This is a genomic window from Anaerobacillus sp. ABA4_114 (genome assembly GCF_056159065.1).
Genome location: NZ_JBSWUM010000001.1, coordinates 249830 through 274175, shown reverse-complemented (window position 1 = coordinate 274175; position 24346 = coordinate 249830). Strand labels below are relative to the sequence as shown.

Here is a 24346-nt window from a genome sequence, read left to right as displayed (position 1 = left end):
TTATACCAAAAAGAAACCTTCCACTACCCGTCAAAAAGACAGGTAATAGAAGGTTTTTGTAAGGAGAATATTCATCTGTTTACTGTTGTAGGTTATCCTTTAATCTCAGCAGCAGACGTTGTATTCCCATTCCTTTTTTCTTCTGATTTTGTTACATAGAGAGCACAAGCCGCATCACCGGTAATATTAACCGCTGTACGCGTCATATCGAGCAATCGATCGACGGCAAGGATCAAGCCGATCGGCTCAACCGGGAGACCAACTTGGTTTAGAACCATCGCAAGCATGATAAGTCCTACACCAGGAACACCGGCTGTCCCAATACTTGCGAGAGTAGCAGTGACAACGACGATGATGAGCTGTGTGAAGGTTAGCTCAACACCCGTGATCTGCGCGATAAAAACAGTCGCAACACCCTGCATGATTGCAGTTCCATCCATATTGATGGTTGCCCCTAGGGGCTGAACAAAACTACTGATTTGTTTTGGAATCTTCAAGTTTTCCTGAGCAGTTTTCATAGAAACAGGAAGTGTACCACTACTAGATGAGGTACTGAATGCAACTGCCATTGCTGGTGAAAAAGCTTTATAGAATTTAAGCGGATTCTCTTTACCCAGCAAGTAAATCGCACTACTGTATGTGACGAGTGCATGTATAAACAGTCCAGCCAGTACGACGATAAAGTACATACCCATGGATTGAAGTGCTTCTTTACCTTGACCACCGACAGCAGAGGCGATCAAAGCGAACGCTCCATATGGAGCAGTTTCCATAATGATTTTAACAAGATACATCATCACATCGTTACCTTGTTCCATAAGGTCTCGCAATGCTTTGGTTTTGTCACCGAGTACCGCAAGCGCAAAACCGATGAAGATCGCGAAGGCTATGATTTGAAGCATGTTCCCTTCTGTCAACGCCTGAACAGGGTTCGTCGGGATGATATTAAGAATCGTATCCATTACAGGAGGTGCTTCTTCTGCTTTAAAATCACTTTGACCAGTGAATGAACCTTCCACACCAGGCTTGATTAAATAAGCAAGTGCCATAGCGATCGAAATAGCGATCGTCGTCGTGATTAGGAAAAACCCTACTGTCTTTCCTCCCATACGACCAAGTTTCTTAGGATCACTGATTCCTGCTGTACCTACTACGATCGAGAAGAACACGATCGGCACAACTAGCATCTTAATTAAGTTTAAAAAGATCTGTCCTACAGGACCAAGAAAATACTTATCTACGGGTCCAAACGCATCTGGTGCAAACAAGTTAAAGATGACACCAACTAAAATACCCAATACTAAACCGGCGATAATCTTAACCGTTAGCTTCATGGACATTACCCCTTTCGTGAATGGTTTATATGCAAGTCATTCGTTTGCTGTCTTGTTTTTATGAAAGCACTTCCACATTGTGATATTGTTCGCTTTGCTTGCTCTCTTTCTCGCTAACTAGTAAACACACAAACATTATTATAGCATTTTCACTAATTCTCGCAAAATTATATTTACTTAGTTAGTTTACAATTCCCCTGTTAAATAAAGGTTTTATAGCTAAAAAACCTTTAAAACTAAGAAGAAAGTACGAGATAAATTTCCCGTACTTTCCAATGTTGAGGTGCTATGCTTTTATGCCGCATTAAAGGTATTATTACCACAACTTGGACAAGGTGGTAACTGATCACTCTCTTTCTCGATCGTCATTTCTTGACCACAGTTCGTACATTTATATGTACCTTCACCGGGTCTATCGGTCGCACGTGGCATCCCTTCACCTCCCATATTTATCTAGTATGTATATTCCACAAGTTTTACTATGTTAAAACATCATAATATGTCATCTCCCGGGAAATATTGTCGCAATCTGTATTCTGAATGCTGGTATTTCTCGTGCTATAATAGCTAAAGATGATTTGTAACAGAAAGGAAATAGCTATGGCGAATGACTCAGTACTATATCAGCCAGAATGGCGAATAATAGATCAATCTACTCTTGGACCGTCTTTCGATGCACTTCAATCGTTTGCAATGGATGATACGCTCTGCAACTCAACAGGTAGCGGGGATTCTTCACCAGTTATGCGATCCTGGGTACACCATGACACGGTTGTCCTTGGCATACAAGACACACGACTTCCTTACATCGAACGTGGAATCGCGTACTTAAAACAACAAGGATACAAGGTCATTGTTAGAAATTCAGGCGGACTTGCAGTTGTACTAGATAGTGGTGTTTTGAACCTGTCGCTTGTTTTTGCAGAAAAAGAGCAGCAGGTTGGAATCGACAAAGGATATGAATCGATGGTCGATTTTGTACAGGAAATCCTTTCACCATATGGGGTTAATGTTGAAGATCGTGAGATTGTAGGCTCTTATTGCCCGGGCCGCTACGATTTGAGTATAGGCGGGCAGAAGTTTGCAGGAATTTCCCAAAGACGCCTTCGAGGAGGCGTTGCGGTTCAAGTTTATCTCTGTGTAGATGGAAGTGGTTCAGAGCGGGCAGCTTTAATTAAGGAATTTTACGAACGCTCCCTCGGTGGCGAAGAAACGAAGTTCACGTATCCACGTATCGTTCCGGAGACGATGGCATCGTTGAGTGAATTGACGGGAGAAAGTTTGGCGGTAAGTGACCTGATGATGGGAACGCTTAAAACGCTGAATAAATACGCAGGGACTTTGACGACTCAACACCTTTCGATTCCAGAGTTATCCCTTTACGATTACAACTACCAGCGTGTGTTTACACGAAATGAGAAAGCACTTTACTAATGTTAGAAAAAAAGCACCCGAACTTCGTTTCGGGTGCTTTTAATATGACGTGAGATTAGTGGTATATCCGCGAATTTCTAAAAATATCCGCGATTATGGAGATTTATCCGCGATTTTTTAATTATATCCGCTAAATCTAACCCTATATCCGCGTAAACGAGAATATATCCGCGAAACTACCGTTTCATCCCCCCAAAAAAAGACTGCCGATCGAGTGTCGACAGTCTTCAACGAACCTTATAAAGTTTGCATTGCTGTGATCAAAGCAAGCTTGTATACATCTTCTTCACTACAGCCGCGAGAAAGGTCATTTACAGGCTTGTTAAGACCTTGTAGAACTGGACCTACTGCTTCGAATCCGCCAAGGCGTTGAACCATTTTGTATCCGATGTTTCCTGCTTCGAGGCCTGGAAATACAAACACATTCGCTTGCCCTTCTAGCGGGGATTCAGGTGCTTTTTTCTTTGCTACTTCAGGGACGAATGCAGCGTCGAATTGGAATTCACCGTCGATAACAAGCTCAGGTGCTTTTTCTTTCGCAATCTTTGTAGCTTCCATGACTTTTTCTGTTTCAGGGGAAACAGCAGAACCTTTTGTTGAGAAGCTAAGCATCGCAACTTTTGGATCGATACCAAACATTTTCGCAGTTTCAGCACTAGAAACAGCGATTTCAGCAAGGTCGTTGCTATCAGGAGCAATGTTGATCGCACAGTCTGCGAACACATACTTCTGATCGTCCTTCACCATTACAAAAGCGCCTGACGTCTTCTTGATTCCTTCTTTTGTCTTGATGATTTGAAGTGCAGGGCGGACCGTGTCACCAGTCGAGTGTGCAGCTCCACTTACAAGGCCATCAGCTTTTCCTGTATGAACAAGCATCGTACCAAAGTAGTTCACATCGAGAAGAATCTCTTGTGCTTGTTCTGCTGTTGCTTTTCCTTTACGGCGTTCTACGAACGATTCAACAAGTGCATCCATGTCTGAATAGTTTGCAGGATCAATAATTTGTAGATCTTCATGAAGAGCAACGTTTAAAGATGACGCTTTGTCCTTTACTGCTGCTTCTCCACCAACAACGATTGGTTTTAGGATGCCGTCTTGAGCGAGACGATTTGCCGCAACAAGAACTCTTTCATCTGTTCCTTCTGGAAACACGATCGTCGGTTGGCCGTTTCTTACCGTATCTTTCATGCTTGTAAAAAGATCACTCATTGTATTCACCTCATTAATTTGATTTCCAATCCCTACGATACTCTTTTTTCCCTAAAAACAAAAATAAATCCGTAGTTGTAAACCCTTCCATTTAAAAGTTCTACTTTTCTGACTAATGAGCCGTTCCAAGAAACTCCTACATTGAGTAATATACTATAGAAATTGCTAGATATAGGAGGTGGCATAAAGAATGAACTACCTACCTAATCGTTTAATGGTGAGCTTCATTCCCACTCTTTCTCGAAATAGGATTCTTGAAATTTTTGATATGCTCAACACTCCTATTATTGATGAAATTCAAGAATTCAACACATACACCATTTCAACTGAACCTCATTTACTCAATATCATTGCTAAGCGCCTATCAAACTTCTATGGTGTAAAGCATGTAGACTATGATGGAATTATGGAAGCACAGCTTATTCCAAACGACCCTCTTTTTAAGTACCAGTGGGGAGCCTTGAAGATAAATTCAACTAGGGCGTGGAATGTGACGCGAGGTTCTACACTTGTTAAGATCGCCATTTTAGATACTGGTATCAACACAAGACACCCGGACATTTATGGAAAAGTAATTTTAAGCAAAAACTTTACGCTTTCCCCTACATCTCAGGATTTAAACGGACATGGAACACATATTGCTGGTATCGCGGCTGCCATGACAAGAAATGATGTTGGTATCGCTGGTATCGGGATAAACCCTAAAATTATGAACGTAAAAGTATTGGATGATAATGGACAAGGAAGCTTCAGTGACGTGGCTCGAGGAATCGTCTATGCTGTAAACAATGGTGCAAACGTAATTAATTTAAGTTGCGGAAGTGTTACGTCAAGTACCGTTATTCAAAACGCCGTTCAGTATGCACAGGATAGGGGGGTTCTTTTAATAGCCTCAGCCGGAAACGCTGCTGCAAACCAACTTTTTTACCCTGCAGCATATCCTCAGTGTATTAGTGTTGCTGCATTAGAACGAAACGATACGATCGCTCCTTTTTCTAATTTTGGTGCCCCATGGGTGGATCTCGCAGCACCTGGGGTCAGCATCTTATCTACTTTACCTACTCAAGAAAATAAAACTGGACAAACTGATTACGGATACCTTTCTGGTACATCTCAAGCAACAGCATTTGTAAGTGGCCTCGCTGCTCTTATGCTCTCTCTTAACCCAAATCCCAACATTGTGAGAAATAAGTTGAAAGCAACGACTGTCAACATCGATGGTACTGGAACGCTTTATCAAAACGGTAGGATCAACGCGTATATTGCCCTATTACATGTTCAGGAATAGAATGTGCACATATCTTACGCCCACAAAAAGCGCCAACTCTTCTATAAAAGAGATAAATAAAATGGTAAAGTCAGCATATCAAATTCTCTTTGGAGACTGGTTTGCTGTCTTTTTTCCTTTTTCATCAAATCTGGAACATTCTTTATGACAGATAGATCGTTCCACGCCTCAATCGCTTTCAAACAAGCAGAACTATTGGTATAGTAGAGGGTGGAGATTGATTGGATAATTATTAAGGAGTGGATCATATATGAACCAAGCAGCAGTAACTCTTGACGGCTGGTATTGCCTGCATGATTTCCGTTTGATGGATTGGACTGCATGGAAGCAGCTATCTAGCGAAGAACGTGACAACGCAATGAATGAATTCTATTCTTTCCTTGAAAAATGGGAAGCTACAGCGAATTATAAAGAAGGAAGTCATGCGCTTTATTCCATCGTGGGACAAAAAGCAGACTTTATGTTGATGCTCCTTCGCCCAACAATGGAAGAACTAAATGAAATCGAAAATGCGTTCAATAAAACAACACTCGCTGAATATACAATCCCTGCTTATTCTTATGTATCTGTTGTAGAGCTCAGTAACTACATGGCTGGCAAAGACAGTGACCCTGAGAATGACCCTCGTATCCAAGCACGTTTGAAGCCAGAGCTATCTGAAGCACCTTATGTTTGCTTCTACCCTATGAATAAAAAGCGTGAGGGTAACGATAACTGGTACATGCTATCAATGGAAGAGCGTCGTGAAATGATGCGCAGTCATGGGCTCATCGGTCGAAGCTATGCTGGTAAGGTTAAGCAAATCATCACAGGTTCAGTCGGTTTTGATGACTGGGAGTGGGGCGTTACCCTATTCGCTGATGATGTTCTTCAGTTTAAAAAGCTTGTGTATGAAATGAGATTCGACGAAGTGAGCGCACGTTTCGGCGAATTCGGGAGCTTCTTTGTTGGGACGCATCTGCCGAAAGAACGCCTGCCTCAATTCTTATACGTCTAATTAATATGAGCCAACGAAAACAGCTGTTTTCGTTGGCTTTTTTATGTGCAATTCCCGTTTATAAAAAGGCATATCATCCATTATCGAACATACAATGAGTTACGAAGGGTCATGGCATTTTCCTTTATCTTGAAGCAGCGAAATGGATGGGCGGCTTGCTCGAAGCATCCCATACCACTCGGCAAGTCATGCACTGTGGTTCTTTAAGCCTTCAGGAACTTGCCCTATTGTACGATCAACTGATTTCAGGAAGGTTTAAAGCTCACTGCTTTTATCAACCTACCGAAAGTGAGTGCTCAGAAGTTTACTATGGCTAGGAGAACGCTTAAGGAGGGTTACGATGAAAAATAAGCTCTGGAACAACGGTGGCGGCGGCTATGGACAGATGCCGCAGCAAGGACAAAATGGAATGGGGCAGATGGGGCAAATGGGACAGATGGGGCAACAAGGCCAGGGGCAGATGGGGCAGCAATCTTTTCCATCAGGATACCCGACGCAGGGCCAAGGGCAAGTACAGGGCGCAATGCAAGGGCAAGGATTTCCAGCTCAATTGGCAGTCGAGCAATCGTATATAGAAAACATTCTCAGGTTAAACCTTGGAAAAGTCGCGACGATCTACATGACGTTTGAGAACAACGAAAAATGGAATGCGAAAGTATTTAAAGGGATCGTGGAGGCAGCTGGGAGAGATCATATTATTATTTCTGATCCTCAGACTGGAAAACGCTATATCCTGTTGATGGTTTATCTTGACTATATTACGTTTGATGAAGAACTTGAATATAACTACCCTGTTCAACAAATGACCTCATATTCTCCAAGATAAATCAAAAAACGGCCTGAATGCTCAGGCCGTTTTTTTATAGCTTTAATGCAGCAACTGCAAGGAGAATCCAAGCAGTAATGAATGCGAGACCTCCAAGAGGAGTGATCGCACCAAGAATTTTAATTCCACTCAAGCTCAACACATAAAGGCTACCTGAGAAGAGGATGATCCCTGCAAACATGAGCCATCCAGCCCAGTTAATGAGCCCCGTTGATTGAAGCTTGTCTGCAACAACGGCAATGCCGATCAAACCAAGAGCATGATACATGTGATACTGAACACCTGTTTTGAACGTCTCTAACATTCTTTCTGACAATCGTCCTTCTAATCCATGAGCGCCAAAAGCGCCAAGACCAACTGCTAGGCAAGCGTTGATCGCACCGATGATCAAGAAAAGTTTCATGAGTAACCCTCCGTATTGTTTCATTCCATCTTCATCATAGCTAAAAGCGATTCATGCCACAACGTTTTTCATAAATGTTCATACATCATTCACTCCTCGCGCTTATCTTTTTCTAATTTCATCGCAAACTCCTCAAAGTCAGGTACATCATCCACCTTGTATTTCCCCACTGCTTCGCACACCTTCACGAACAGCTCCTGGCGCAGGTCGTCTCTCGCTCCAAACGACGTCTGTCTTAATTCTGATTGTATCTTTTTCTCAAATGTTTGTAGGATGAGGGAGAGTGCTTCCTCATCCTGCTTCTTAGCACGTTGTAAAAGGTTATATAATCTGATTTCCATAGTTATCCCTTCTTATCAGATTCCTGCTCTGCAATCACGTTCGATAAATTTTCAACTTTTCGCTCGAGTCTAATGAGTAGATACAGTGATACAACGATCGGAAAACCTAAATCACCGATCATCGTATTAATAATGTTTGTGATATTCATCGGATTCCCTCCTTCACGACTTCTCTTAATTTCTGCAGAGCACGTTTTCTGCGTCGGCTTACGGCCTGTTGAGAAACCCCTGAATCATTCGCTATCTCTGTGTCTGTTGCACCTTCACGATAGTAAAGGGTCAACACTTCTTTCTGCTTCGTAGTGAGTCTCTTGTACGCTCGGAACAGCGAATAGGACAGGAACTGCTGCTCAACTTCGTTTGAAGTATAGATCGGTGCACCTGCCATGAGATCGACCCAAGAATCTCCACTTTCCTTAATGGGTTGATCAAGCGTAAGCGGATACCTCATGCTGTTTAATCTTCGTTTTCTGTCATAGTTTATCGCCGTATAATGGACTAAACGTGATACATATGCAATGAAACGAATTTCGGCGTAAAACATGTGAAAAAGTTGATTCAGTCGATTTAGTGCTTCGTTATCATTATCGTTAATCACATCGAGATAACATCTCCAGCTTTCTTCATCTTGAATAAATGACCGGAAAAGGGGGTTTTTCATGAGCTCTCCATGAGCACCCTTTATCATAGAATATGGACACTTTTGCTTCATCCTCACCTCTCCCTTCTCTTTTGTGTAGGATAGAAAGTATCCTTTCTTGCAAAAATCACAACCATTAATTCGAACGTATGTTCTTATTTTTATTATAAAAAAACTCATGTGTTCGCACATGAGCAAATACTTCCTATTTTTTCTAGTATAAACGACCTAGAGCATTAAATCTACCAACAGACCTTTTACTTCTCCTACAAGTGATAACACGTGCACACCTGACTTTTCTTTTTGTAGTATTTCTTCTTGAAGATCAACTAACTTCTGCTCAACTGTCTCGACGAGCTTATACGTTCTGTTTCGCCCTCTGTGGTCCGTGCTGTTCTTTTCAGATAGTGACAAGCCCTGACCAACTGCTTCTTCAAGGAAGTGCTTCACTAACCGTTTGTATGCCGTTAGGTTTTGGAGTGTTTTTTCTTTTCCTAGTACCTTCCCTTGTTCTTCAATCTGATGAAGCAGCCGCTGAAGTGCGGAGCCTTTCAACTCTTTTGCCGCTTCATTCATCACACCGTTGAACGGAGTAGGTGAAGATGATTTCATCGTATCTTTCTTAAGTGAATCGAGCATCACTTGAGTTGATTGCTGTATTTTCATAGCTGCTGAGACCTTCCGTGTATATTGACGATCAGTTCGACTTCCCCAATACCGCAGTTCAAGAACTTTGCAATTTCTGTCATCGTAAAGCCTTCTTTGTATAGCTTGAGTGCTTGCTGCTTTCGATCGTTCCTCACTGAAGGGTGCTGAAGGACAGCCGCTGGCTTCTGATATGGCTGGTTTTCTTTCGGCTGCTGCGCCGGTACGCTTTCCTGAGGTGCAGCTTTCGACTGCTCAAGTACTCGAAGGCGCAAATCGATTTGCCCCTCTCGTTTTTCAACGAGTGTTTTCACTCGATCGATCAATTGATCGTTTTCTTCCTCGAGCTGTTCGATGTACGACTGCATACTCGACCTGACTTCTTCTTTTAAGTTTGAACCTTTGGACTGCTTAAGGAATAAGAGAACGATACACAAAAAGCTAACGAGATGTAGTGCTATGCTGATAAAGATGAAGATTACCATTGTATTCACTCCGATTACATGGATTGTACATGTTCTTTATTCGCTCGAAGGGCACCTTTCATTCGTAGCAACGCTTTTGAATGAAGCTGAGAGACTCGACTTGTAGAAAGCTTTAAAATTTTCGCGATTTCTGTTAGAGTCAGCTCCTCAAAATATACGAGCGAGATTACTAGTTTTTCTTTTTCAGGTAGTCGATCGATCGTTTCGGTCAGAATTTCTTTAATAAAATGCTCATGAATATGCTTTTCAGGTGAATCTGCACGTTCATTCTCGATCACGTTGTACCGTTCGATCTGCTGTTGATCTTCTTCATATACAGGTTCGTCAACTGAAATCATAATCGAAAGAGAGGCGTCCTGTATCGTTTGTTGCACTTCTACTACCGACATCCCGAGGTGCTTTGCGACTTGCTCATCTGTGCAAGATTTTTGGTTCTCTTGCTCCAATAGCGCATACGCTTCCTCGATCTTACGTGCTTTATCTCTCACAGAACGTGGTACCCAGTCGTTTTGCCTTAACCCATCGATGATCGCACCTTTTATCCGCCAGTTTGCATACGTCTCAAATTTAAGATCGCGCTCTAGTTCAAATTTGTCGATTGCGTCGAGTAGGCCATTATAAGCAAAACTACTGATATCATCATGATGGACAGAGGATGGAAGTGCAGCCATATACCGTTTAACAGCATAATCCACAAGTGGTCGATAGAATGACACAAGATAGTTACCAGCTGCTTCATTTCGCTCATTCTTCCATGCCTTCCAATATTCAATTGTCTGTTCGTCCATTTTGGATTTCATGGGATTCACCACCAATGTCTTCCATTTATTTATGAAACAACGTCTTCATAAGGAACCCTTTCACGCCTAACTTATATTGTGTAGGAAGGTCAAGGTACGTCCTTGCGATCTGATTAACTGCTTCTGAGGCTTTCGAACGTGGGTATTGCAACAAGTATGGCGTTTGTGCCATAACGGCTTTTCTTACTGCATCATCATCTGGAATGTAGCCAAGCACCTCGATCGGCTTGTTAAGAAGCTGTTTAGAAGCTCGTAAGAAGTTTGCCGATGCCTGTTCTCCTTCAAACTCGTTGATCGTACGGTTGACGATGAGCTTGATCGGTAGTTGATCATTCTTCATATGCAAGGCCTTCAGCACTGCATAGGCATCCGTGATCGACGGTGGTTCTGGATTAAGAACGATAAAGATGTCATCGGCTGCCTGAAGAAACCTCATGCTTTCCTGGGTAAGGCCTGCGCCCGTGTCCAAAATGATGTAGTCGACTTTACCTTGTAGACTACTAAATTCGTGAAAAAAGTGGTGAAGCTGATCCTCACTCATCGAAAACACCCGACCGATTCCATTACCCCCAGCGATGTAGGTTAGTCCGTTGACCCCAGTTTCGAGAACTTCTTCGAGTGGAAGTTTTTCTTCAAGCATCGAGATCAATGTTCCTTTTGGCGTCACGCCCATCAATACGTCAACATTCGCCATGCCTACATCAAGATCCAGAATCATTACTTTTTTATCGAGTGCTTCCATACTTAACGCTAAGTTCAAACAAATATTAGATTTGCCCACCCCGCCCTTACCGCTCGTTACTGCGATCACTTTTGTCTTCCGATCGCGAGGAGTAGACTGAGTCTGACTAGTAACCTTCTCTCGTAGTTTGTTAGCTTGATCTGCCATACATCTTTTCCTCCATCACTAGATCAACAAGTGTTCCTTCTGTGGTCTTCAACATATCATCAGGCACGTTCTGTCCATTCGTAATGAGTGTGACTGGCAGCTTGTAATCTTCCATCAAGTTAAAGATCGGGCCTCTTGCTCTCGTTTCATCCATTTTCGTTAAGATGACTTCCGTTACACCCACGCTCTGAAAATTATCTGTGATCACTTTTAAATCGTTGTATCTGTGCGTCAAACTGAGAACGAGACTAATCGCGATATCATTACTCGATACAAGCTCTTCAAGCTGGGAAATATACTTATACTGCTGATAGTTTCGTCCCGCTGTATCCATCAGGATCGTGTCACACTCAGAGAGCTTTCTGATTGCAAGAGCAAGGTCATCAGGTGATTGAACGACTTCTAAAGGAATCCCTAGAATATCAGCATACGTTCGAAGTTGATCGACCGCTGCAATACGGTACGTATCAGATGTGATCAAGCCAACTGACTTTCGTTCATTTAAAATAATATCTCCCGCAAGTTTTGCGATCGTCGTCGTTTTTCCTACACCTGTCGGACCAACAAAGCAGCGAATTTTCTTAGAGGAAGTTGGCATATCAGGGTATTCTTGTGTACGTTTTTGAAGCCCTTGTCTCATCCAGGTGAATGCATCTTCTTTTGAAAACCCTGGAGAAAGTTTCGCTTTCATGAGTAAATCTGCCATAACCGAGGAACGGATCGACTTTGAGAATTCATGGTCTTCGAGAAAGGCGTTCACAGGCTTCAGATGCACCGGTAACCTTTCTGTTTCCATCATCTGCATCATCATTTCCTTCATGGACTTTAGTTCACCCATCACATGGTGATCGTCCTCTTTCACGGGTTCGGGCTTTGGTTCTTGTCGTACCTCTTGAAGAGGCTCTTTGAAAGTTTCAGGTACTTGCTGTTCTCTTCGCTTTTTCTCTGATTCGAGCAGCGTCTGAAACTCGTCCTTTTTTTCTTTTTCTGCCTTATCTTCATCTAGTACAGCGAGGACTTCTAGTTTCGTCTTCTGAAAAAATCCGAGAAAGCCCCCTACTTTTATCTTCTTCGTATTTAAAATGACTGCGTCTTTCCCAAGATCCTTTCGAATCATAGGCATAGCTTCTCTCAAATGGTTAACGGTATATCGTTTAATTTTCATGGCAGATTGATCACCCCTACACTCTGAACTTCAACATCAGGTTCTAATTCGCTGTAAGATAGAATGGTTAAGTCAGGCATATATCGCTCAAGAAATTGTCTTAAATACATTCGAATAGCAGGAGAAGTTAATAAGATCGGCTGAATGCCAGATTGCTGCAGGCGGTTTACTTGCTGCAATACTTCCTGGTAAATAGCCTGAGACGTTTCAGGATCAAGTGCTAGGTAGCTGCCTTGATCAGATTGCTGCACAGATTCTGCAAATCGCTTTTCAAGTCTAGCACCAGCAGTTAGTACTTTTACCGCTTCACCAGGGGCTGCGATTTGAGCCGTGATCTGCCTTGATAACGCCTGTCTCACGTATTCGGCTAACACGTCGGTGTCTTTTGTTCGAATACCATTATCAGCAAGTGATTCTAGTATCATATCGAGTGACCTGATCGACACTTTTTCTTTTAGTAACCTCATCAAAACTTTTTGAACATCACCGATCGTAAGCACATTTGGGATGAGCTCTTCTAACACAGCGGGTGACGTTTCTTTAACGTTATCTAAGAGATTCTTCACTTCTTGTCGACTCAGCAGTTCGTGCGCATGCTTTTTGATCACTTCAGTTAAATGGGTCGATACGACCGATGGCGGATCCACGATGGTATAACCGGAAAGCTCAGCGCGATCCTTCATCTCTTCAGTCACCCAGAGAGCAGGTAGCCCAAAGGCTGGTTCCACCGTTTCGATTCCCGTAATCGTTTCATCTTCCACGCCACTGCTCATCGCAAGATACTGGTTTAGCAAAAGCTCACCACCAGCAACACGGTTTCCTTTGATCTTGACCACATATTCATTCGGCTGAAGCTGAATGTTGTCTCGAATGCGGATAACCGGTACAACGATTCCTAGTTCAAGTGCGATCTGTCGACGAATCATGATGACACGGTCAAGCAAATCTCCGCCTTGCTTTTGATCTGCGAGTGGAATTAAGCCATAGCCGAATTCAAACTCGATCGGATCAACATGCAGAAGTCCTGTCACACTCTCTGGACTCTTCATTTCTTCCGCTTCTTCTTCACCTGCAGCGGTCTCTACTTCCTCAGCTGTTTGGTCGAGATTTCGTTGCATCAACCAGCCTGAGTAGATTAGCAACCCTGCGATCGGAAAGGTTAACAGCGGATTGATCGGCGTCGCGATTCCAAGGAGTGCCACTACGGCACCAACGATGTACAACAACTTTGGATATGCAAAGATCTGCCCAGTAATATCCGTTCCAAGGTTGCCATCAGAAGCAGCACGAGTAACGACGATCCCGGTAGCTGTCGAAATTAAGAGTGCTGGTATTTGACTGACGAGGCCGTCACCTATCGATAGAAGTGTAAACGTCGCCGCCGCATCTCCAACCGCCATTCCGTGAACAACCATCCCGATGATAAGTCCACCGATGATATTGATGAGCGTGATGACGATACCTGCGATGGCATCTCCTTTTACGAATTTACTAGCACCATCCATCGCACCATAAAAGTCTGCCTCTCGTTCGATCTTTTGACGACGTTCACGGGCTTCACGGTCTGAAATCATTCCTGCATTTAAATCTGCATCGATACTCATTTGTTTACCTGGCATCGCATCTAGCGTAAAACGTGCTGCTACTTCAGCCACACGTTCGGACCCCTTCGTTATGACAATAAATTGAATGATAACAAGAATAAGGAAAACAAGGAGCCCTATTACAACACTTCCTCCAACCACAAATGATCCAAACGTTTCAATGACCTGTCCACCCGTTTTGTTTGTCAAAATCGATCGGGTAGTGGAGACGTTAAGGCCTAGCCTGAAAAGGGTTGTAAGCAACAGTAACGAGGGGAAGATCGAAAACTGCAATGCCTCTTTCGTATTCATCGCGACAAGAATGATCGTCAGTGCCAGACTGATGTTCATCATGATTAAGAAATCCAGCAATAGTGGAGGAAACGGAATAACCATCATGATCACGATCATGATGACTGATACGAGTACGGCATAATCCTTTAATTTCATGGTTAGTTTCCTCCTCCCGGATAGCCTTTGATACTGTAAACATAAGCGAGCACCTCAGCCACTGCTTTGAACAAATCCTCAGGCACACCTTCACCAATATCCACTTGGTGATAAAGCGCGCGTGCTAAGGGGACATTTTCAGACATCACGATGTCATGTTCTTTCGCTGATTCTTTAATTTTTTGAGCTACGTAATCCATCCCTTTCGCAACGACGGTCGGTACGTCCATTTCGTTCGGGTCATACCTAAGCGCAACTGCAAAGTGTGTTGGATTCGTAATCACCACATCCGCTTTTGGAATTTCTGAAATCATACGATTCATCCCAAGCTCACGCTGCTTTTCTTTGATGCGTGATTTGATGAGTGGGTCACCCTCACTCTTTTTATGTTCATCCTTAATGTCTTGCTTTGACATACGGATGTTTTTTTCAAAGTCATATTTTTGATAGACGTAATCAAGGATCGATAGAAACAACATGAGAATCGCTACCGCTAATCCTGTTTGAACGATCAATGAACCAATTAACTCAAGGGCATCCCCCATCGAAATCTGGGAGATCACCATCATCTCTTCTCGTTTCCTCCATAAGACGATGAACGTGACGGCTGAGATGAATGTTATTTTGATTAACGATTTTAAAAGTTCGACTAGTGTACGAGCCGAGAAAATCCTTTTCGCTCCCTTTATAGGGTTGATTCTCTCAAGCTTTGCTTTCAGTGGGTCTGTTGCGACTAGAAAGCCTACTTGCATGTAGTTTCCGATCACTCCCATAACGAGTGAGATGCCCATCAATGGCGCTGCAATAATCGCTGCTTGCCAAACGTTCTCTTTCATCAAGAGGTCGAGGTTCTTTTCTGTGAGTTCCCATTCTGGAATTCTCATGATGTTTCCCTTGATCATCGTTTGAAGTCCCTCTACCATCCACCCGCCTATAAACGACATGAATAAGAACACGCCGATCATCATCAAAGCAGATGGAATCTCTGCACTTCTTGCAACCTGCCCCTTCTTCCGAGAATCCTGCTTCTTCTGAGGGGTCGCTTTTTCTGTCTTTTCTTGAGAAAAGAACTGTAGATTCATTTTCAAACGGTATGTACCCATCGCATTAACCACCCAGAATTTGAATAAGCTGGCCCATCGTATCGATCATGTCTCTAAACACTCCTCTTAATAAAAAGAAGAAGGTCGGAATTGTGACTAGAATCAACACAAACCCTACAAAGATCTTCAGGGGAAGGCCGACAACAAAGATGTTCACTTGAGGAACTGCTCTCGCTAATAGACCAAGAGCAACATCGACTAGAAATAACGATGCGACGATCGGCAGCGCCAGCTGAAATGCTGAGAAGAACATCCCTGAAAAGACTTCTGCTATAAATCTAGCAAGCGAATCACTCTCTGCCTGTCCAAGGAGCGATTCGGCTGGAAGAAGTTCATAGCTTTTAACGAGGCCATCGAGCATCATATGATGACCATCGACAGAAACGAGAAAAAGCAGCGCGAGCATGTACTTGAAGTTCCCTATGATCGGCACTTGAGTACGCGTTTGGGGATCGATTACATTCGCCATAACAAAGCCCATCTGAAAATCAATAAATGCCCCAGCAACTTGGACCGTGTACAAGATAAGGGTTGCGATAAAGCCGAGAGACAGGCCGATAAATAACTCTTTTATGATCAATAGTATGAATGCGAGATCTAGCGTCATGCTCTCAACTGAACCGATGCCCGCCGTTACTAACAGTGCGATAAAAAATCCAAGGCTTACTTTGAACCGTGCCGGAACGCTTCGGGTTGAAAAAACCGGGGCAACGATGAAGAAGGAGGTCGCCCTCATGAATACGAGTAAAAACAATGGCAGGGCGTTTATGACACTTTCCATTTACCTTACCCGATGAACCTATAGAGGTTTTGATAGAGATTCGTTGTATAATCTAGCATCATCGTTAACATCCACGGTCCAAAGAGAACGATGGTCAGCAGTACCGCAATGATCTTCGGTATGAATGCGAGCGTCTGCTCTTGTATTTGAGTCATTGCTTGAAATACGCTGACGATCAAACCGACACCGAGTGCGATGAGCAGGAGCGGTGCAGATATAATGATGACCGTGTACACAGCGTCTTCAGCAATCGAAATAACCAAATCCGGTGACATGTCGTCCTCCTCAGAAGCTTAATAAAAGTGACTCGACAACTAAATACCAGCCATCGACGAGTACAAAAAGCAAAATTTTGAATGGTAAAGAAATCATAACGGGTGGTAACATCATCATCCCCATCGCCATCAGCGTGGACGCGACGACCATATCGATAATAAGAAAAGGAATAAAAATAACAAAACCTATTTGAAAAGCTGTCTTTAATTCCGATATAGCAAAGGCAGGGACAAGTGCGGTCAATCTGATGTCTTCGACCGACTCCGGTTTTTCTAGATCTGCATACTTATAAAAGAGCGCTAAATCTTTTTCACGCGTATGTTCTGCCATAAATCTTTTGATCGGCATCTCAGCAGCATCTAGCGCCTCTTCCTGCCCAATTTCTTCGTTCATATAAGGTTGCAGGGCTTCTGCATTGATTTCTGACAGAACAGGCGACATGACGAAAAATGTCAGGAACAACGCAAGACCAATCAACACCTGGTTTGGCGGCATCGATTGCGTAGCGAGCGCAGATCTAACAAACGAAAGGACGACTACGATTCTAGTAAAGCAGGTCATGAGCACAAGAATTGCGGGGGCGATCGAAAGCACAGTCAGCAACAGGACGAGCTGAACGGTTACTGATACGTCTTCAGGTGCACTCGACCCAAAATCAAGGCCAGGGATCGATAAACCGATAACGAAATCCATCATAGTCGATCTCTCTTATCAGGATCGTGATCTTCCATATCCCGCTCCCATTTCGATCGTTTTGAACGTTGACGGTTCAAACTGGATTGAAACAAATCCTTCAAGTCTTCTGACTGCTTTCGATTTAGAAAAGGAACGGTTTTCTGTTCTTCAGCATGAGCCATGATGACGTTCATTTCTTCTTCATCCTTAATTTCTTTTAATAGATTGATATTCTCCCCAACACCGAGCATATAGAGTGAGTTTCCTGCTTTTATCATTTGAACTGACTTGTTGTTCCCAAGCGGGGAGCCCCCTACCGGTGTAAAGATGGAATGTTGCTGCATTTTTTGCTGTCGCTTCGCTAGAAAGCGAATAAGAAGGTAGATCAGTCCAACGACAACAACCGTGTAGAAAACGAGTTTTATCAAGAGAACAAAGATATTTGTATCCTTGGATTCTACTTTCGGAGGCGTTTCGCTTTCCTGCTCTTCAGCTGGCTTCTCTCCATCTTCATTAAGCCAATCGGTAACGCTTCCGTTAACCGCTTCTACGTGTGGAGTCATAACAAAAAAGCTAAGCACGAGTGCCATGATGACTACGTAACGCTGTTTCACTCTCTAACACTCCTTGTTTTACCGCAACTTTGATAATCGCTCTGCTGCACTTAATATATCTGTCACACGGACACCGAAGTTCTCGTCGATCACGACGACTTCTCCTTTGGCAATGAGCTTCTGATTGATAAGAATATCGACTGGTTCACCAGCGAGCTTATCGAGCTCAAGGATCGATCCATGTGAAAGCTCTAGAATATCTTTGACGATCCGCTTCGTGCGACCGAGTTCTACAGTGACTTGAAGAGGAATATCGAGCAGCATATTGAGATTCCGCTCTTCGGAATAAGGGTTTTGCTTTTGATTAAAATTCGTAAACTGCACGTTCTGAATTGCTGGTTCATGCTGTTTCACTTTTTCATCATAAGAACGCTCAGGCTCCTTCCATTCGCTTGCTTGTGTTCGTTCTGTTGGAGGCGCTTCTTCCACCATTTTTTCTGTTGTTTGTTCCTGAAGGTCTTCTTCACTTACGAGCAATTCTGAGATCTGTTTTCCGATCGGTGCAGGCAGCACGTGGTGCACTGTCGTTTGAATGATCGAGCCTATCGAAAGGTCGAATGACGTATCGATCAATGCTCCACTTTGATTCAGTACGGAGTTGCTCCACTCCGATACAACTTGCAGGTTCAAGAATGTACCATTAAATGAAGATCCTGATGCCATACTCAGTCCTTTATGTAAGCTTTCCATGATGTGCGTGACGACCGATGTTAAACTCTTATCGATATTGTCTTCGTTCTCATCTCCGCTTACCACAGCCCAGATGTCGGCAATGTCCTGGGCATCTGGAGGATTCAACATGAACACCGCTTCACCTGAAGCCGCCCCTTCATAGCGGGTTGCTGCTTCTACATATGGAAAGGACACTTCTGAAATGCCTTCCTCTGATAATAGGTTTGTATGGATGTTCGATACGGTTACTTCCTCCATGAAAATAGAAGAAAGTGATGTAGAAAGGGTTCCTAAAGAGACGCTGAACAACTCGTTCAATGCTTCTAACTCTACCTCTTGGAATTGTATTGTAGATCCTTCCTTACTAGCTGCAGTTTCCTGGAACAGAGCATTCAGTTCTTCTTGTGAAAGGCGATCATCTGTCATTGCCCGCGTCCTCCTCTTCCTTAACCTCTGTAATTTGAATGGCCATACGGCCTTTCGAAGTTCCTGGATACCCATGGAACTTTACTCTGTCATCTACTTTAACGATGAGGGGATCTGAAACATTTTCGTTCAGTCGAATCACATCGCCGATTTCTAAATTCAAAAACTCTTCGATCGTCACTTCTGAATTGCCCAGTTCAGCAATAATCGTGAGGTCCGTCTTTCGAAGCCTTTTTTGCAACGCTTCACTCTCGAGAGGTTCAGGGTCTTTCTTTTGGTTCGATAGCCAGTGATGCGCTGATAATCTTGGCATGATCGGTTCAAGAACCACGTGCGGTAGGCAAACGCGCACCATCCCAGTCACATCTCCAACACTCACTTTGATCGTAACCGTGACAACCGTCTCGTTAGGAGAAACGATTTGAAGAAAGTGAGGATTCACTTCAAGCTCTTGCAGTTCCGTATTCAGCTTCAAAACCGAGTTCCACGCATCCTGAAAACTCTCTAGTATCTTACTGAAGATACGCTCCATCACCATCGTCTCGATCTCCGTTAAGTGAGATAGCTTATCTGGCTGAAGCCCCATTCCCCCGAGCATACGATCGAGCATAGCAAAGGCGAGGTCTGGGGATACTTCGAGCACCATCTGTCCTGATAGCGGCTTTGCGACAAAAAGACTTATGATCGATTGGTCTGTAAGAGATTTCACAAACTCTTCAAACGACATTTGATCAACTGATTCAACGGAAGCTTGTACGATCGACCGAAGCTGTGCAGATGAGTATGTCGTCATGAGCCGTGCGTAGTTTTCATGAATTCTTGTTAGAATTCGAATATGGTCCTGCGAAAAACGAAGGGCACGTTTAAAGTCGTATGTTCGGACACGTCGCCCATCCAGCGGATCAGGACCTTTAGGTTTATCATCGATCGCAGATAATAATGCGTCGACAGTTTCAGGAGATAGCATATCAGACAACGTTGTCACCTCCGTTCCTTTTACTAGCCACTATTTCAACACGTGTATATCACGATAAAATGCCGTTACTCTTCTTTTCACTTCATCAACTGGCTCGAGTACAACATAATGTTTTCCGTTCGTAAGGAAAATCATCGTATCTGGCGTTGCCTCAATCTTTTCGATATAAACTGCGTTAAGCGTAAAAGGTTCTTTGTTTAGTTTCGTAAGTGTAATCATAAGAACAGAACGAGCCGAGAAAGGGAACCTTCCTCAGCTCTTACCTCCTATCGTTTTAAGTTGACGATTTCTTGAAGGATTTCATCTGAGGTGGTGATGACTCTTGAGTTAGCCTGGAACCCTCGCTGCGCAACGATCATTTCCGTAAACTCTTCTGTAAGGTCAACGTTAGACATTTCAAGCTGTCCGGAAACCACGCGGGATGCTTCTGGGAGACCTTGAGTGAAATCGCCTGATTTAGGGGTTTCCATATACATTGAGCCTCCGTCTTTTGATAAGCCTGAAGGATTGCTTACTGTTCCCATGCTTATTTTCTTATAAAACGTAGGTTCACCGTCCGCACCAATCATACTGATCTCACCTTGTCGGTTGATCGTGAAAGGTCCGTCTAGCTCAATCTTCTCATTATCTTCGCCGAGAACGAAGTACCCTTGTGATGTAACGAGTTCACTATCGTTGTTCACATAAAAATTCCCTGACCTTGTGAGCAAATCTGTCTCTGTCGTTCCATTGTCAGTCGTGATTTCACGTCTTACTCGAAAATAGCCATCTCCTTCAATAGAAAGATCCGTCTGCACGCCAGTCGTCATAAACGACCCCGTTGTGTGTAACGTATCGATCGAGCCTTCTGTTACCCCAAGTCCCACTTGCGTTGAGTTAACCTGTCGATCACCCATGTTCTGGCTGAGCAAGTCTTGAAACATCACGCGGCTTTTCTTAAATCCTACCGTGTTTACGTTTGCGATATTATTACCAATGACATCTAACTTTGTATTAAACCCTTTCATACCTGATACACCTGAATACATAGAACGTAGCATGTGTTTTCCCCCTAGATTATAAGTCGCTGCTTCAATCGGTCCACAGCGTTAGGCCTCCAATTGGTCCAGCCTTTTAAATGATGAGTGCAGAATCGATCTTTGTTACGATTTGATTTTCCATCCGGTCTTGCTTCATCGCAGTGATTACCTTGTTGTTCTTCACACTTACTACAAAAGCAAGGTCTTTCATAAGCAGAAGTGAATCTTGAGCTCCTTTTTCGCGAGCCGTTTCAACGCCTTCATTCAGCTTTTTCAGCTGAACATCAGATAGCGAGATACCTTGCTGTGACAATCGTTCTTTTGCATGATGACTGAAGGATACTGGTTTATGTAAGGATTTCTTCAGCTGTTCTGCAAATGCCGACGCCTTCTTTTTTGGGGCTATGAGCGGTTGATTAGGATGGTACCTCTCATGGACGTGTATATTCGTCATCTCACTCCCCCGTTTCAATTCGTTCTAGCGAAGAGATGTTCACCTGTTTTCCATCTTGAAGTTCTGCAAGAATAGCGCCTTCTTTGTACACTACTGCTGATACCTTCCCAGCACTTAGTACTTCGTTCTCTTTCCACTTCACCGTTTTTCCAATGAGATGAGCATGATCGGTTATTGAACTCTGCATTTGATTGTTTACAAATTGCGTGAGTGAACTGTTCATATTCGTCATTTGCTCAAGAGAACTGAACTGCGCCATCTGTCCGATAAATTCAGTATCTTGCATTGGCTTCATGGGATCCTGGTTGCCTAACTGTGCTACTAAGATTTTGAGAAAGTCATCCTTCCCGAGTTGTCCAGGCAGCTGCGGACGCTGTTGAGCAGATGTAGTTGCATTAGTAACTGAGCCTGTCTTCATACCACCCCTCCTAAACGGAATAATTTATTCCCATCGTCTCTTCCTGTTCATGCTCATGAGTGACGACTGGATTTTCTTCAACTTCATACTGACCGGACTGTTTCTCCCGGCGATTTCCCTGCCCAAACTGGCGTTGTCCCTGCTGCTGACTTTGTTGGTCTTGCAAAAGTGATTGCGTTGACTGCTGCACGACTTCTACTTTGTCGAGCTGAATCCCTTGCTGCACGAAGGTTTGTCGCAGCTGATGTAACTGTCCCTCGATCATTTCTTTCGCTGCTGCAGTGGAAGTCGCGATTTGTGCTGTTACTTTTCCATCCACCGTCGATAATCGAATATCAAGCTGCCCTAGGTTTTCAGGAGAAAGCTTAATACGAAGCTGCGATTCTTTTCCGTTCTTCATCACTTGCATTCGTTCTAAAAGCTGACTGAACTCACTTGTGAATTGGCGAGCTTTGATCACGGGCGTTTCTTCTTTCACCGTTGTCTGCGTAAGCGATTCGTTTGGTTTAACTTGAACCTGCTCATTTTCTTCAGGTATTCGAACTGTAGCGGTTTCGATCGGAGCCGATTGCTCTTGGTTCAACGCTTTACCAGTCAAAGAGCTTAAATCGATACCGTTTCGCTTTAAGAAAAGATGAAGTTCTGACTGCGATTGTTTTAGTAACGCAGGCTCTGTTTCAGCCAATTTCAACACCTTACCGGCTGCTTCTTCACTCGACTTGCTTAGGGTTTGAAGGCTTTTCTGCTGTGCTGATTCAAGCTTGAGCAATTCTTCTTTCGTAAACCCATGTACCCCCACTTCAGAAGACCCATTCCCTTTCGAGCTCCCTAAAAGGAGTTGCTTAAGCTTCGGGTCATCCGCCAACTTTTCCGCTAACTGAATCGCTTGTACGTGTGAGTTGCTAGGTTTGGTTTCGCCCGAATCGAGTGATGGCTCTTCGGGTACTTCTTCTGCAGGTAAATTCACGCTTTTCTTTTCCAAGGTCTTTCCATCTGCAAGCATCGTCAATAGCTTCTCAAAATTAGAATTGCCCTTTGCAGTCTCACCTTTTTTTGCAGGAGCTTTTGTTCCATTTATAAGGGGTTGAATCGTATTACTCACATTTTCACCTCCTTTTAAACTCAATCGGCTAACTCTGCTACATAGGTAGACGAAACCGATTCATCCATTTCTGAAAGAATGAGCGTCCGCTTCGATTCGTTGAGTGCAGAAAGGATTCCAACAGCAACTTCCTTTTCCTCTTTCACTTCGCTCATCGCTTCTAAAATGCCGGCTGCTTTCGTTTCTTCCATATCCTCCAATTGCTTTGCTAGATCTTCGATCGGTATCGAACTTTCTTTCCGCTCGATCGCATTCATCAGTAGGGAGAGCCTTTCCTGCATCGCAGCTACCTCTGGTTGTTCTGCTTGATCAAGGTCTCTTAGAGCAATCGTAATATCGGCCGCGATCGCCGTGTTCATTTTTCCGAGAATCGCAGCTTTTTCAGTACTCCCCATCCTATCGAGAAGGACCGCTGCTTCGTTTAAGGTAAGCTTTTCGATGATTGCGGCTGACTTGGATGGCGTCATCCCTTCGTACATAGAGGCGAGGTTTTGCTGTTTTTGCTCTAAATCCTCCGCTTCTTTTGCGTTTTGTTCCATTTCATTCGTTAGTTTTTTGATTTCACTCTCGTAATCAGAGATTTCGCTTTTTTGCTCTTGCACCGTTCGAGTGAGTCTCTCGATCTCTTGCTCTTGTTCTGCGATTTTTTTCTCGAGATCAGGCGCTTGCTCATCATCGTCTAGCTCTGCCGCAAACGTATTCTGGATAAACGCGAGAGGTTTTTCACTTACGGTTGAAGCGATTGCCTTGAGGTCATAGCCCATAAACGGAAGAATGATCAACAGTACCGTCACTACGAAAGTAAGCGGCAGAAGAATGTTATGTATGATGACTTCTTTAATCGATGTGGTCGTCCGCTTCTTTCGCACCTTTTTCACCCTTTCTACGCGCTAGCCATTCTTTAATTGCAAGTAAGCTCTAACTGTATTGAAGCTGTCCAATTCGTTCTGTTCGATAAGTTGAATTTCGCGGTTGTGTTCTTCACGTCGCTTTTCCTTGATCGACTGCCACGTCTTTTCTTCTCTTACCTTCTCAGCTAAGTTTTCTTGATGACCTGACACCTGCTCATCTAACTGTCTGAGAGCCTCTTTCTTTTCATTGAGCTTTTGATTCCAAAAAGAAACGTGCGCTTCTTCTTCGATCAATTCAGTAATGGAAAGACCTTCAAACTGCCTTTTTTCAAGAGTTTCACGAAAACTATTCACTTTCTGTTCGAGCATCGCTATTTCTTGTTCAAGATCGCTCTGAACTTTCAAAGTCTCCGCCATCTCGAGCTGTACTTGCTCTTTTTCGTTTTCTTTCATATCCAGGATGCGCTGAAACGGAAATTTGTAAATC

Annotated in this window: 31 protein-coding genes; 4 read left to right on the top strand and 27 right to left on the bottom strand. The window is 43.5% G+C overall.

Features of this window, described 5'->3' with window-relative positions; all coding sequences use genetic code 11:
• Nucleotides 1-92: 92 nt before the first annotated feature.
• Entirely contained in the window at nucleotides 93-1334 is a 1242-nt protein-coding gene (locus tag ACXAEY_RS01395) for a dicarboxylate/amino acid:cation symporter (protein WP_474809950.1), read from the bottom strand.
• 294 nt (nucleotides 1335-1628) lie between these two features.
• Nucleotides 1629-1766, bottom strand: a complete 138-nt coding sequence (locus ACXAEY_RS01390) for a zinc ribbon-containing protein (protein ID WP_270180432.1) — start codon at nucleotides 1764-1766, stop codon at nucleotides 1629-1631.
• Between the two features lie 168 nt (nucleotides 1767-1934).
• Between ACXAEY_RS01390 and lipL the strand changes: the two genes are divergently transcribed.
• Nucleotides 1935-2768 (top strand): octanoyl-[GcvH]:protein N-octanoyltransferase, encoded by an 834-nt coding sequence (gene lipL, locus ACXAEY_RS01385; RefSeq protein ID WP_270180433.1) that lies wholly within the window; start codon nucleotides 1935-1937, stop codon nucleotides 2766-2768.
• A 237-nt stretch (nucleotides 2769-3005) separates the two neighbouring features.
• On the opposite strand, the gene pta is transcribed toward lipL, so the two are convergent.
• Nucleotides 3006-3980 carry a phosphate acetyltransferase gene (pta, locus tag ACXAEY_RS01380; protein ID WP_270180434.1) on the bottom strand — a complete coding sequence of 325 codons (975 nt, stop codon included), beginning with the start codon at nucleotides 3978-3980 and terminating at the stop codon, nucleotides 3006-3008.
• A gap of 190 nt (nucleotides 3981-4170) precedes the next feature.
• Between pta and ACXAEY_RS01375 the strand changes: the two genes are divergently transcribed.
• The 3 genes from ACXAEY_RS01375 (at nucleotide 4171) to gerQ (ending at nucleotide 7091) form a co-directional block, all read left to right on the top strand.
• Complete coding sequence (locus ACXAEY_RS01375; RefSeq protein WP_474809947.1) at nucleotides 4171-5268, top strand: S8 family peptidase; 1098 nt, start codon at nucleotides 4171-4173, stop codon at nucleotides 5266-5268.
• A 250-nt stretch (nucleotides 5269-5518) separates the two neighbouring features.
• Nucleotides 5519-6265: a hydrogen peroxide-dependent heme synthase gene (gene hemQ, locus ACXAEY_RS01370; protein WP_270180436.1), complete on the top strand. Its 747-nt coding sequence runs from the start codon at nucleotides 5519-5521 to the stop codon at nucleotides 6263-6265.
• 340 nt (nucleotides 6266-6605) lie between these two features.
• Nucleotides 6606-7091 carry a spore coat protein GerQ gene (gerQ, locus tag ACXAEY_RS01365; RefSeq protein WP_270180437.1) on the top strand — a complete coding sequence of 162 codons (486 nt, stop codon included), beginning with the start codon at nucleotides 6606-6608 and terminating at the stop codon, nucleotides 7089-7091.
• 34 nt (nucleotides 7092-7125) lie between these two features.
• Here the strand turns inward: gerQ and ACXAEY_RS01360 are convergent, their stop codons facing one another.
• The 24 genes from ACXAEY_RS01360 to fliJ all read right to left on the bottom strand — a co-directional run bounded on the left by ACXAEY_RS01360 (nucleotide 7126) and on the right by fliJ (nucleotide 24345).
• On the bottom strand, nucleotides 7126-7494 hold the full coding sequence (locus tag ACXAEY_RS01360) for a DUF423 domain-containing protein (RefSeq protein WP_270180438.1): 369 nt from the start codon (nucleotides 7492-7494) through the stop codon (nucleotides 7126-7128).
• A gap of 89 nt (nucleotides 7495-7583) precedes the next feature.
• The gene (locus ACXAEY_RS01355) at nucleotides 7584-7835 is read right to left on the bottom strand and encodes a helix-turn-helix domain-containing protein (protein WP_474809943.1); all 252 of its coding nucleotides are present in this window, start codon (nucleotides 7833-7835) and stop codon (nucleotides 7584-7586) included.
• 2 nt (nucleotides 7836-7837) lie between these two features.
• Entirely contained in the window at nucleotides 7838-7984 is a 147-nt protein-coding gene (locus tag ACXAEY_RS01350; RefSeq protein WP_270180440.1) for a YvrJ family protein, read from the bottom strand.
• The gene (locus ACXAEY_RS01345; RefSeq protein ID WP_474809941.1) at nucleotides 7981-8547 is read right to left on the bottom strand and encodes an RNA polymerase sigma factor; all 567 of its coding nucleotides are present in this window, start codon (nucleotides 8545-8547) and stop codon (nucleotides 7981-7983) included. The genes ACXAEY_RS01350 and ACXAEY_RS01345 overlap by 4 nt, the downstream gene beginning before the upstream one ends.
• 156 nt (nucleotides 8548-8703) lie before the next feature.
• Nucleotides 8704-9141: a YaaR family protein gene (locus ACXAEY_RS01340; protein WP_474809939.1), complete on the bottom strand. Its 438-nt coding sequence runs from the start codon at nucleotides 9139-9141 to the stop codon at nucleotides 8704-8706.
• Nucleotides 9138-9605 carry a DUF6115 domain-containing protein gene (locus ACXAEY_RS01335; protein WP_270180443.1) on the bottom strand — a complete coding sequence of 156 codons (468 nt, stop codon included), beginning with the start codon at nucleotides 9603-9605 and terminating at the stop codon, nucleotides 9138-9140. Before ACXAEY_RS01335 ends, ACXAEY_RS01340 begins: the two co-directional genes overlap by 4 nt.
• A 14-nt stretch (nucleotides 9606-9619) precedes the next feature.
• The gene (locus tag ACXAEY_RS01330; protein ID WP_474809937.1) at nucleotides 9620-10405 is read right to left on the bottom strand and encodes a FliA/WhiG family RNA polymerase sigma factor; all 786 of its coding nucleotides are present in this window, start codon (nucleotides 10403-10405) and stop codon (nucleotides 9620-9622) included.
• 25 nt (nucleotides 10406-10430) lie between these two features.
• Nucleotides 10431-11294 carry a MinD/ParA family protein gene (locus ACXAEY_RS01325; RefSeq protein WP_474809936.1) on the bottom strand — a complete coding sequence of 288 codons (864 nt, stop codon included), beginning with the start codon at nucleotides 11292-11294 and terminating at the stop codon, nucleotides 10431-10433.
• The gene (flhF, locus tag ACXAEY_RS01320; protein WP_474809934.1) at nucleotides 11278-12459 is read right to left on the bottom strand and encodes a flagellar biosynthesis protein FlhF; all 1182 of its coding nucleotides are present in this window, start codon (nucleotides 12457-12459) and stop codon (nucleotides 11278-11280) included. Before flhF ends, ACXAEY_RS01325 begins: the two co-directional genes overlap by 17 nt.
• Nucleotides 12456-14492 carry a flagellar biosynthesis protein FlhA gene (gene flhA / locus ACXAEY_RS01315; protein WP_474809932.1) on the bottom strand — a complete coding sequence of 679 codons (2037 nt, stop codon included), beginning with the start codon at nucleotides 14490-14492 and terminating at the stop codon, nucleotides 12456-12458. The genes flhF and flhA overlap by 4 nt, the downstream gene beginning before the upstream one ends.
• A gap of 2 nt (nucleotides 14493-14494) precedes the next feature.
• A complete protein-coding gene (gene flhB / locus ACXAEY_RS01310; RefSeq protein WP_270180448.1) occupies nucleotides 14495-15595 on the bottom strand; it encodes a flagellar biosynthesis protein FlhB in 1101 nt (366 codons plus the stop codon).
• 4 nt (nucleotides 15596-15599) lie between these two features.
• Nucleotides 15600-16376, bottom strand: a complete 777-nt coding sequence (gene fliR / locus ACXAEY_RS01305; RefSeq protein ID WP_270180449.1) for a flagellar biosynthetic protein FliR — start codon at nucleotides 16374-16376, stop codon at nucleotides 15600-15602.
• A 5-nt stretch (nucleotides 16377-16381) separates the two neighbouring features.
• Nucleotides 16382-16651: a flagellar biosynthesis protein FliQ gene (gene fliQ, locus ACXAEY_RS01300; protein WP_270180450.1), complete on the bottom strand. Its 270-nt coding sequence runs from the start codon at nucleotides 16649-16651 to the stop codon at nucleotides 16382-16384.
• A 10-nt stretch (nucleotides 16652-16661) separates the two neighbouring features.
• Nucleotides 16662-17345 (bottom strand): flagellar type III secretion system pore protein FliP, encoded by a 684-nt coding sequence (fliP, locus tag ACXAEY_RS01295; RefSeq protein ID WP_474814700.1) that lies wholly within the window; start codon nucleotides 17343-17345, stop codon nucleotides 16662-16664.
• Nucleotides 17345-17941, bottom strand: coding sequence for a flagellar biosynthetic protein FliO (locus tag ACXAEY_RS01290; RefSeq protein ID WP_474809929.1), 597 nt, complete (start codon nucleotides 17939-17941; stop codon nucleotides 17345-17347). Before ACXAEY_RS01290 ends, fliP begins: the two co-directional genes overlap by 1 nt.
• An 18-nt stretch (nucleotides 17942-17959) precedes the next feature.
• Nucleotides 17960-19039, bottom strand: coding sequence for a flagellar motor switch phosphatase FliY (fliY, locus tag ACXAEY_RS01285; protein WP_270180453.1), 1080 nt, complete (start codon nucleotides 19037-19039; stop codon nucleotides 17960-17962).
• Nucleotides 19029-20015 (bottom strand): flagellar motor switch protein FliM, encoded by a 987-nt coding sequence (fliM, locus tag ACXAEY_RS01280; RefSeq protein WP_270180454.1) that lies wholly within the window; start codon nucleotides 20013-20015, stop codon nucleotides 19029-19031. Before fliM ends, fliY begins: the two co-directional genes overlap by 11 nt.
• Nucleotides 20016-20045: 30 nt before the next feature.
• The gene (locus tag ACXAEY_RS01275) at nucleotides 20046-20234 is read right to left on the bottom strand and encodes a flagellar FlbD family protein (protein WP_270180455.1); all 189 of its coding nucleotides are present in this window, start codon (nucleotides 20232-20234) and stop codon (nucleotides 20046-20048) included.
• Nucleotides 20235-20281: 47 nt separating this feature from the next.
• Nucleotides 20282-21055, bottom strand: a complete 774-nt coding sequence (locus tag ACXAEY_RS01270) for a flagellar hook-basal body complex protein (protein WP_270180456.1) — start codon at nucleotides 21053-21055, stop codon at nucleotides 20282-20284.
• A gap of 73 nt (nucleotides 21056-21128) precedes the next feature.
• On the bottom strand, nucleotides 21129-21488 hold the full coding sequence (locus tag ACXAEY_RS01265) for a TIGR02530 family flagellar biosynthesis protein (RefSeq protein ID WP_270180457.1): 360 nt from the start codon (nucleotides 21486-21488) through the stop codon (nucleotides 21129-21131).
• Nucleotide 21489: 1 nt separating this feature from the next.
• On the bottom strand, nucleotides 21490-21906 hold the full coding sequence (flgD, locus tag ACXAEY_RS01260; protein WP_270180458.1) for a flagellar hook assembly protein FlgD: 417 nt from the start codon (nucleotides 21904-21906) through the stop codon (nucleotides 21490-21492).
• A gap of 10 nt (nucleotides 21907-21916) precedes the next feature.
• On the bottom strand, nucleotides 21917-23008 hold the full coding sequence (locus ACXAEY_RS01255) for a flagellar hook-length control protein FliK (protein ID WP_474809925.1): 1092 nt from the start codon (nucleotides 23006-23008) through the stop codon (nucleotides 21917-21919).
• 20 nt (nucleotides 23009-23028) lie between these two features.
• Nucleotides 23029-23877 (bottom strand): MotE family protein, encoded by an 849-nt coding sequence (locus ACXAEY_RS01250; RefSeq protein WP_474809923.1) that lies wholly within the window; start codon nucleotides 23875-23877, stop codon nucleotides 23029-23031.
• Between the two features lie 21 nt (nucleotides 23878-23898).
• Nucleotides 23899-24345, bottom strand: a complete 447-nt coding sequence (gene fliJ / locus ACXAEY_RS01245; protein ID WP_474814699.1) for a flagellar export protein FliJ — start codon at nucleotides 24343-24345, stop codon at nucleotides 23899-23901.
• Nucleotide 24346: the final 1 nt, after the last annotated feature.

Excerpts from the sequence above, each read along its gene's own strand:
- ACXAEY_RS01395 (WP_474809950.1), bottom strand. The coding sequence starts at position 1,334 with ATGAAGCTAACGGTTAAGATTATCGCCGGTTTAGTATTGGGTATTTTA.
- ACXAEY_RS01390 (WP_270180432.1), bottom strand. The coding sequence starts at position 1,766 with ATGCCACGTGCGACCGATAGACCCGGTGAAGGTACATATAAATGTACG.
- lipL (WP_270180433.1), top strand. The coding sequence starts at position 1,935 with ATGGCGAATGACTCAGTACTATATCAGCCAGAATGGCGAATAATAGAT.
- pta (WP_270180434.1), bottom strand. The coding sequence starts at position 3,980 with ATGAGTGATCTTTTTACAAGCATGAAAGATACGGTAAGAAACGGCCAA.
- ACXAEY_RS01375 (WP_474809947.1), top strand. The coding sequence starts at position 4,171 with ATGAACTACCTACCTAATCGTTTAATGGTGAGCTTCATTCCCACTCTT.
- hemQ (WP_270180436.1), top strand. The coding sequence starts at position 5,519 with ATGAACCAAGCAGCAGTAACTCTTGACGGCTGGTATTGCCTGCATGAT.
- gerQ (WP_270180437.1), top strand. The coding sequence starts at position 6,606 with ATGAAAAATAAGCTCTGGAACAACGGTGGCGGCGGCTATGGACAGATG.
- ACXAEY_RS01360 (WP_270180438.1), bottom strand. The coding sequence starts at position 7,494 with ATGAAACTTTTCTTGATCATCGGTGCGATCAACGCTTGCCTAGCAGTT.
- ACXAEY_RS01355 (WP_474809943.1), bottom strand. The coding sequence starts at position 7,835 with ATGGAAATCAGATTATATAACCTTTTACAACGTGCTAAGAAGCAGGAT.
- ACXAEY_RS01350 (WP_270180440.1), bottom strand. The coding sequence starts at position 7,984 with ATGAATATCACAAACATTATTAATACGATGATCGGTGATTTAGGTTTT.
- ACXAEY_RS01345 (WP_474809941.1), bottom strand. The coding sequence starts at position 8,547 with ATGAAGCAAAAGTGTCCATATTCTATGATAAAGGGTGCTCATGGAGAG.
- ACXAEY_RS01340 (WP_474809939.1), bottom strand. The coding sequence starts at position 9,141 with ATGAAAATACAGCAATCAACTCAAGTGATGCTCGATTCACTTAAGAAA.
- ACXAEY_RS01335 (WP_270180443.1), bottom strand. The coding sequence starts at position 9,605 with ATGGTAATCTTCATCTTTATCAGCATAGCACTACATCTCGTTAGCTTT.
- ACXAEY_RS01330 (WP_474809937.1), bottom strand. The coding sequence starts at position 10,405 with ATGAAATCCAAAATGGACGAACAGACAATTGAATATTGGAAGGCATGG.
- ACXAEY_RS01325 (WP_474809936.1), bottom strand. The coding sequence starts at position 11,294 with ATGGCAGATCAAGCTAACAAACTACGAGAGAAGGTTACTAGTCAGACT.
- flhF (WP_474809934.1), bottom strand. The coding sequence starts at position 12,459 with ATGAAAATTAAACGATATACCGTTAACCATTTGAGAGAAGCTATGCCT.
- flhA (WP_474809932.1), bottom strand. The coding sequence starts at position 14,492 with ATGAAATTAAAGGATTATGCCGTACTCGTATCAGTCATCATGATCGTG.
- flhB (WP_270180448.1), bottom strand. The coding sequence starts at position 15,595 with ATGGGTACATACCGTTTGAAAATGAATCTACAGTTCTTTTCTCAAGAA.
- fliR (WP_270180449.1), bottom strand. The coding sequence starts at position 16,376 with ATGGAAAGTGTCATAAACGCCCTGCCATTGTTTTTACTCGTATTCATG.
- fliQ (WP_270180450.1), bottom strand. The coding sequence starts at position 16,651 with ATGTCACCGGATTTGGTTATTTCGATTGCTGAAGACGCTGTGTACACG.
- fliP (WP_474814700.1), bottom strand. The coding sequence starts at position 17,345 with ATGGATTTCGTTATCGGTTTATCGATCCCTGGCCTTGATTTTGGGTCG.
- fliY (WP_270180453.1), bottom strand. The coding sequence starts at position 19,039 with ATGACAGATGATCGCCTTTCACAAGAAGAACTGAATGCTCTGTTCCAG.
- ACXAEY_RS01275 (WP_270180455.1), bottom strand. The coding sequence starts at position 20,234 with ATGATTACACTTACGAAACTAAACAAAGAACCTTTTACGCTTAACGCA.
- ACXAEY_RS01270 (WP_270180456.1), bottom strand. The coding sequence starts at position 21,055 with ATGCTACGTTCTATGTATTCAGGTGTATCAGGTATGAAAGGGTTTAAT.
- ACXAEY_RS01265 (WP_270180457.1), bottom strand. The coding sequence starts at position 21,488 with ATGACGAATATACACGTCCATGAGAGGTACCATCCTAATCAACCGCTC.
- flgD (WP_270180458.1), bottom strand. The coding sequence starts at position 21,906 with ATGAAGACAGGCTCAGTTACTAATGCAACTACATCTGCTCAACAGCGT.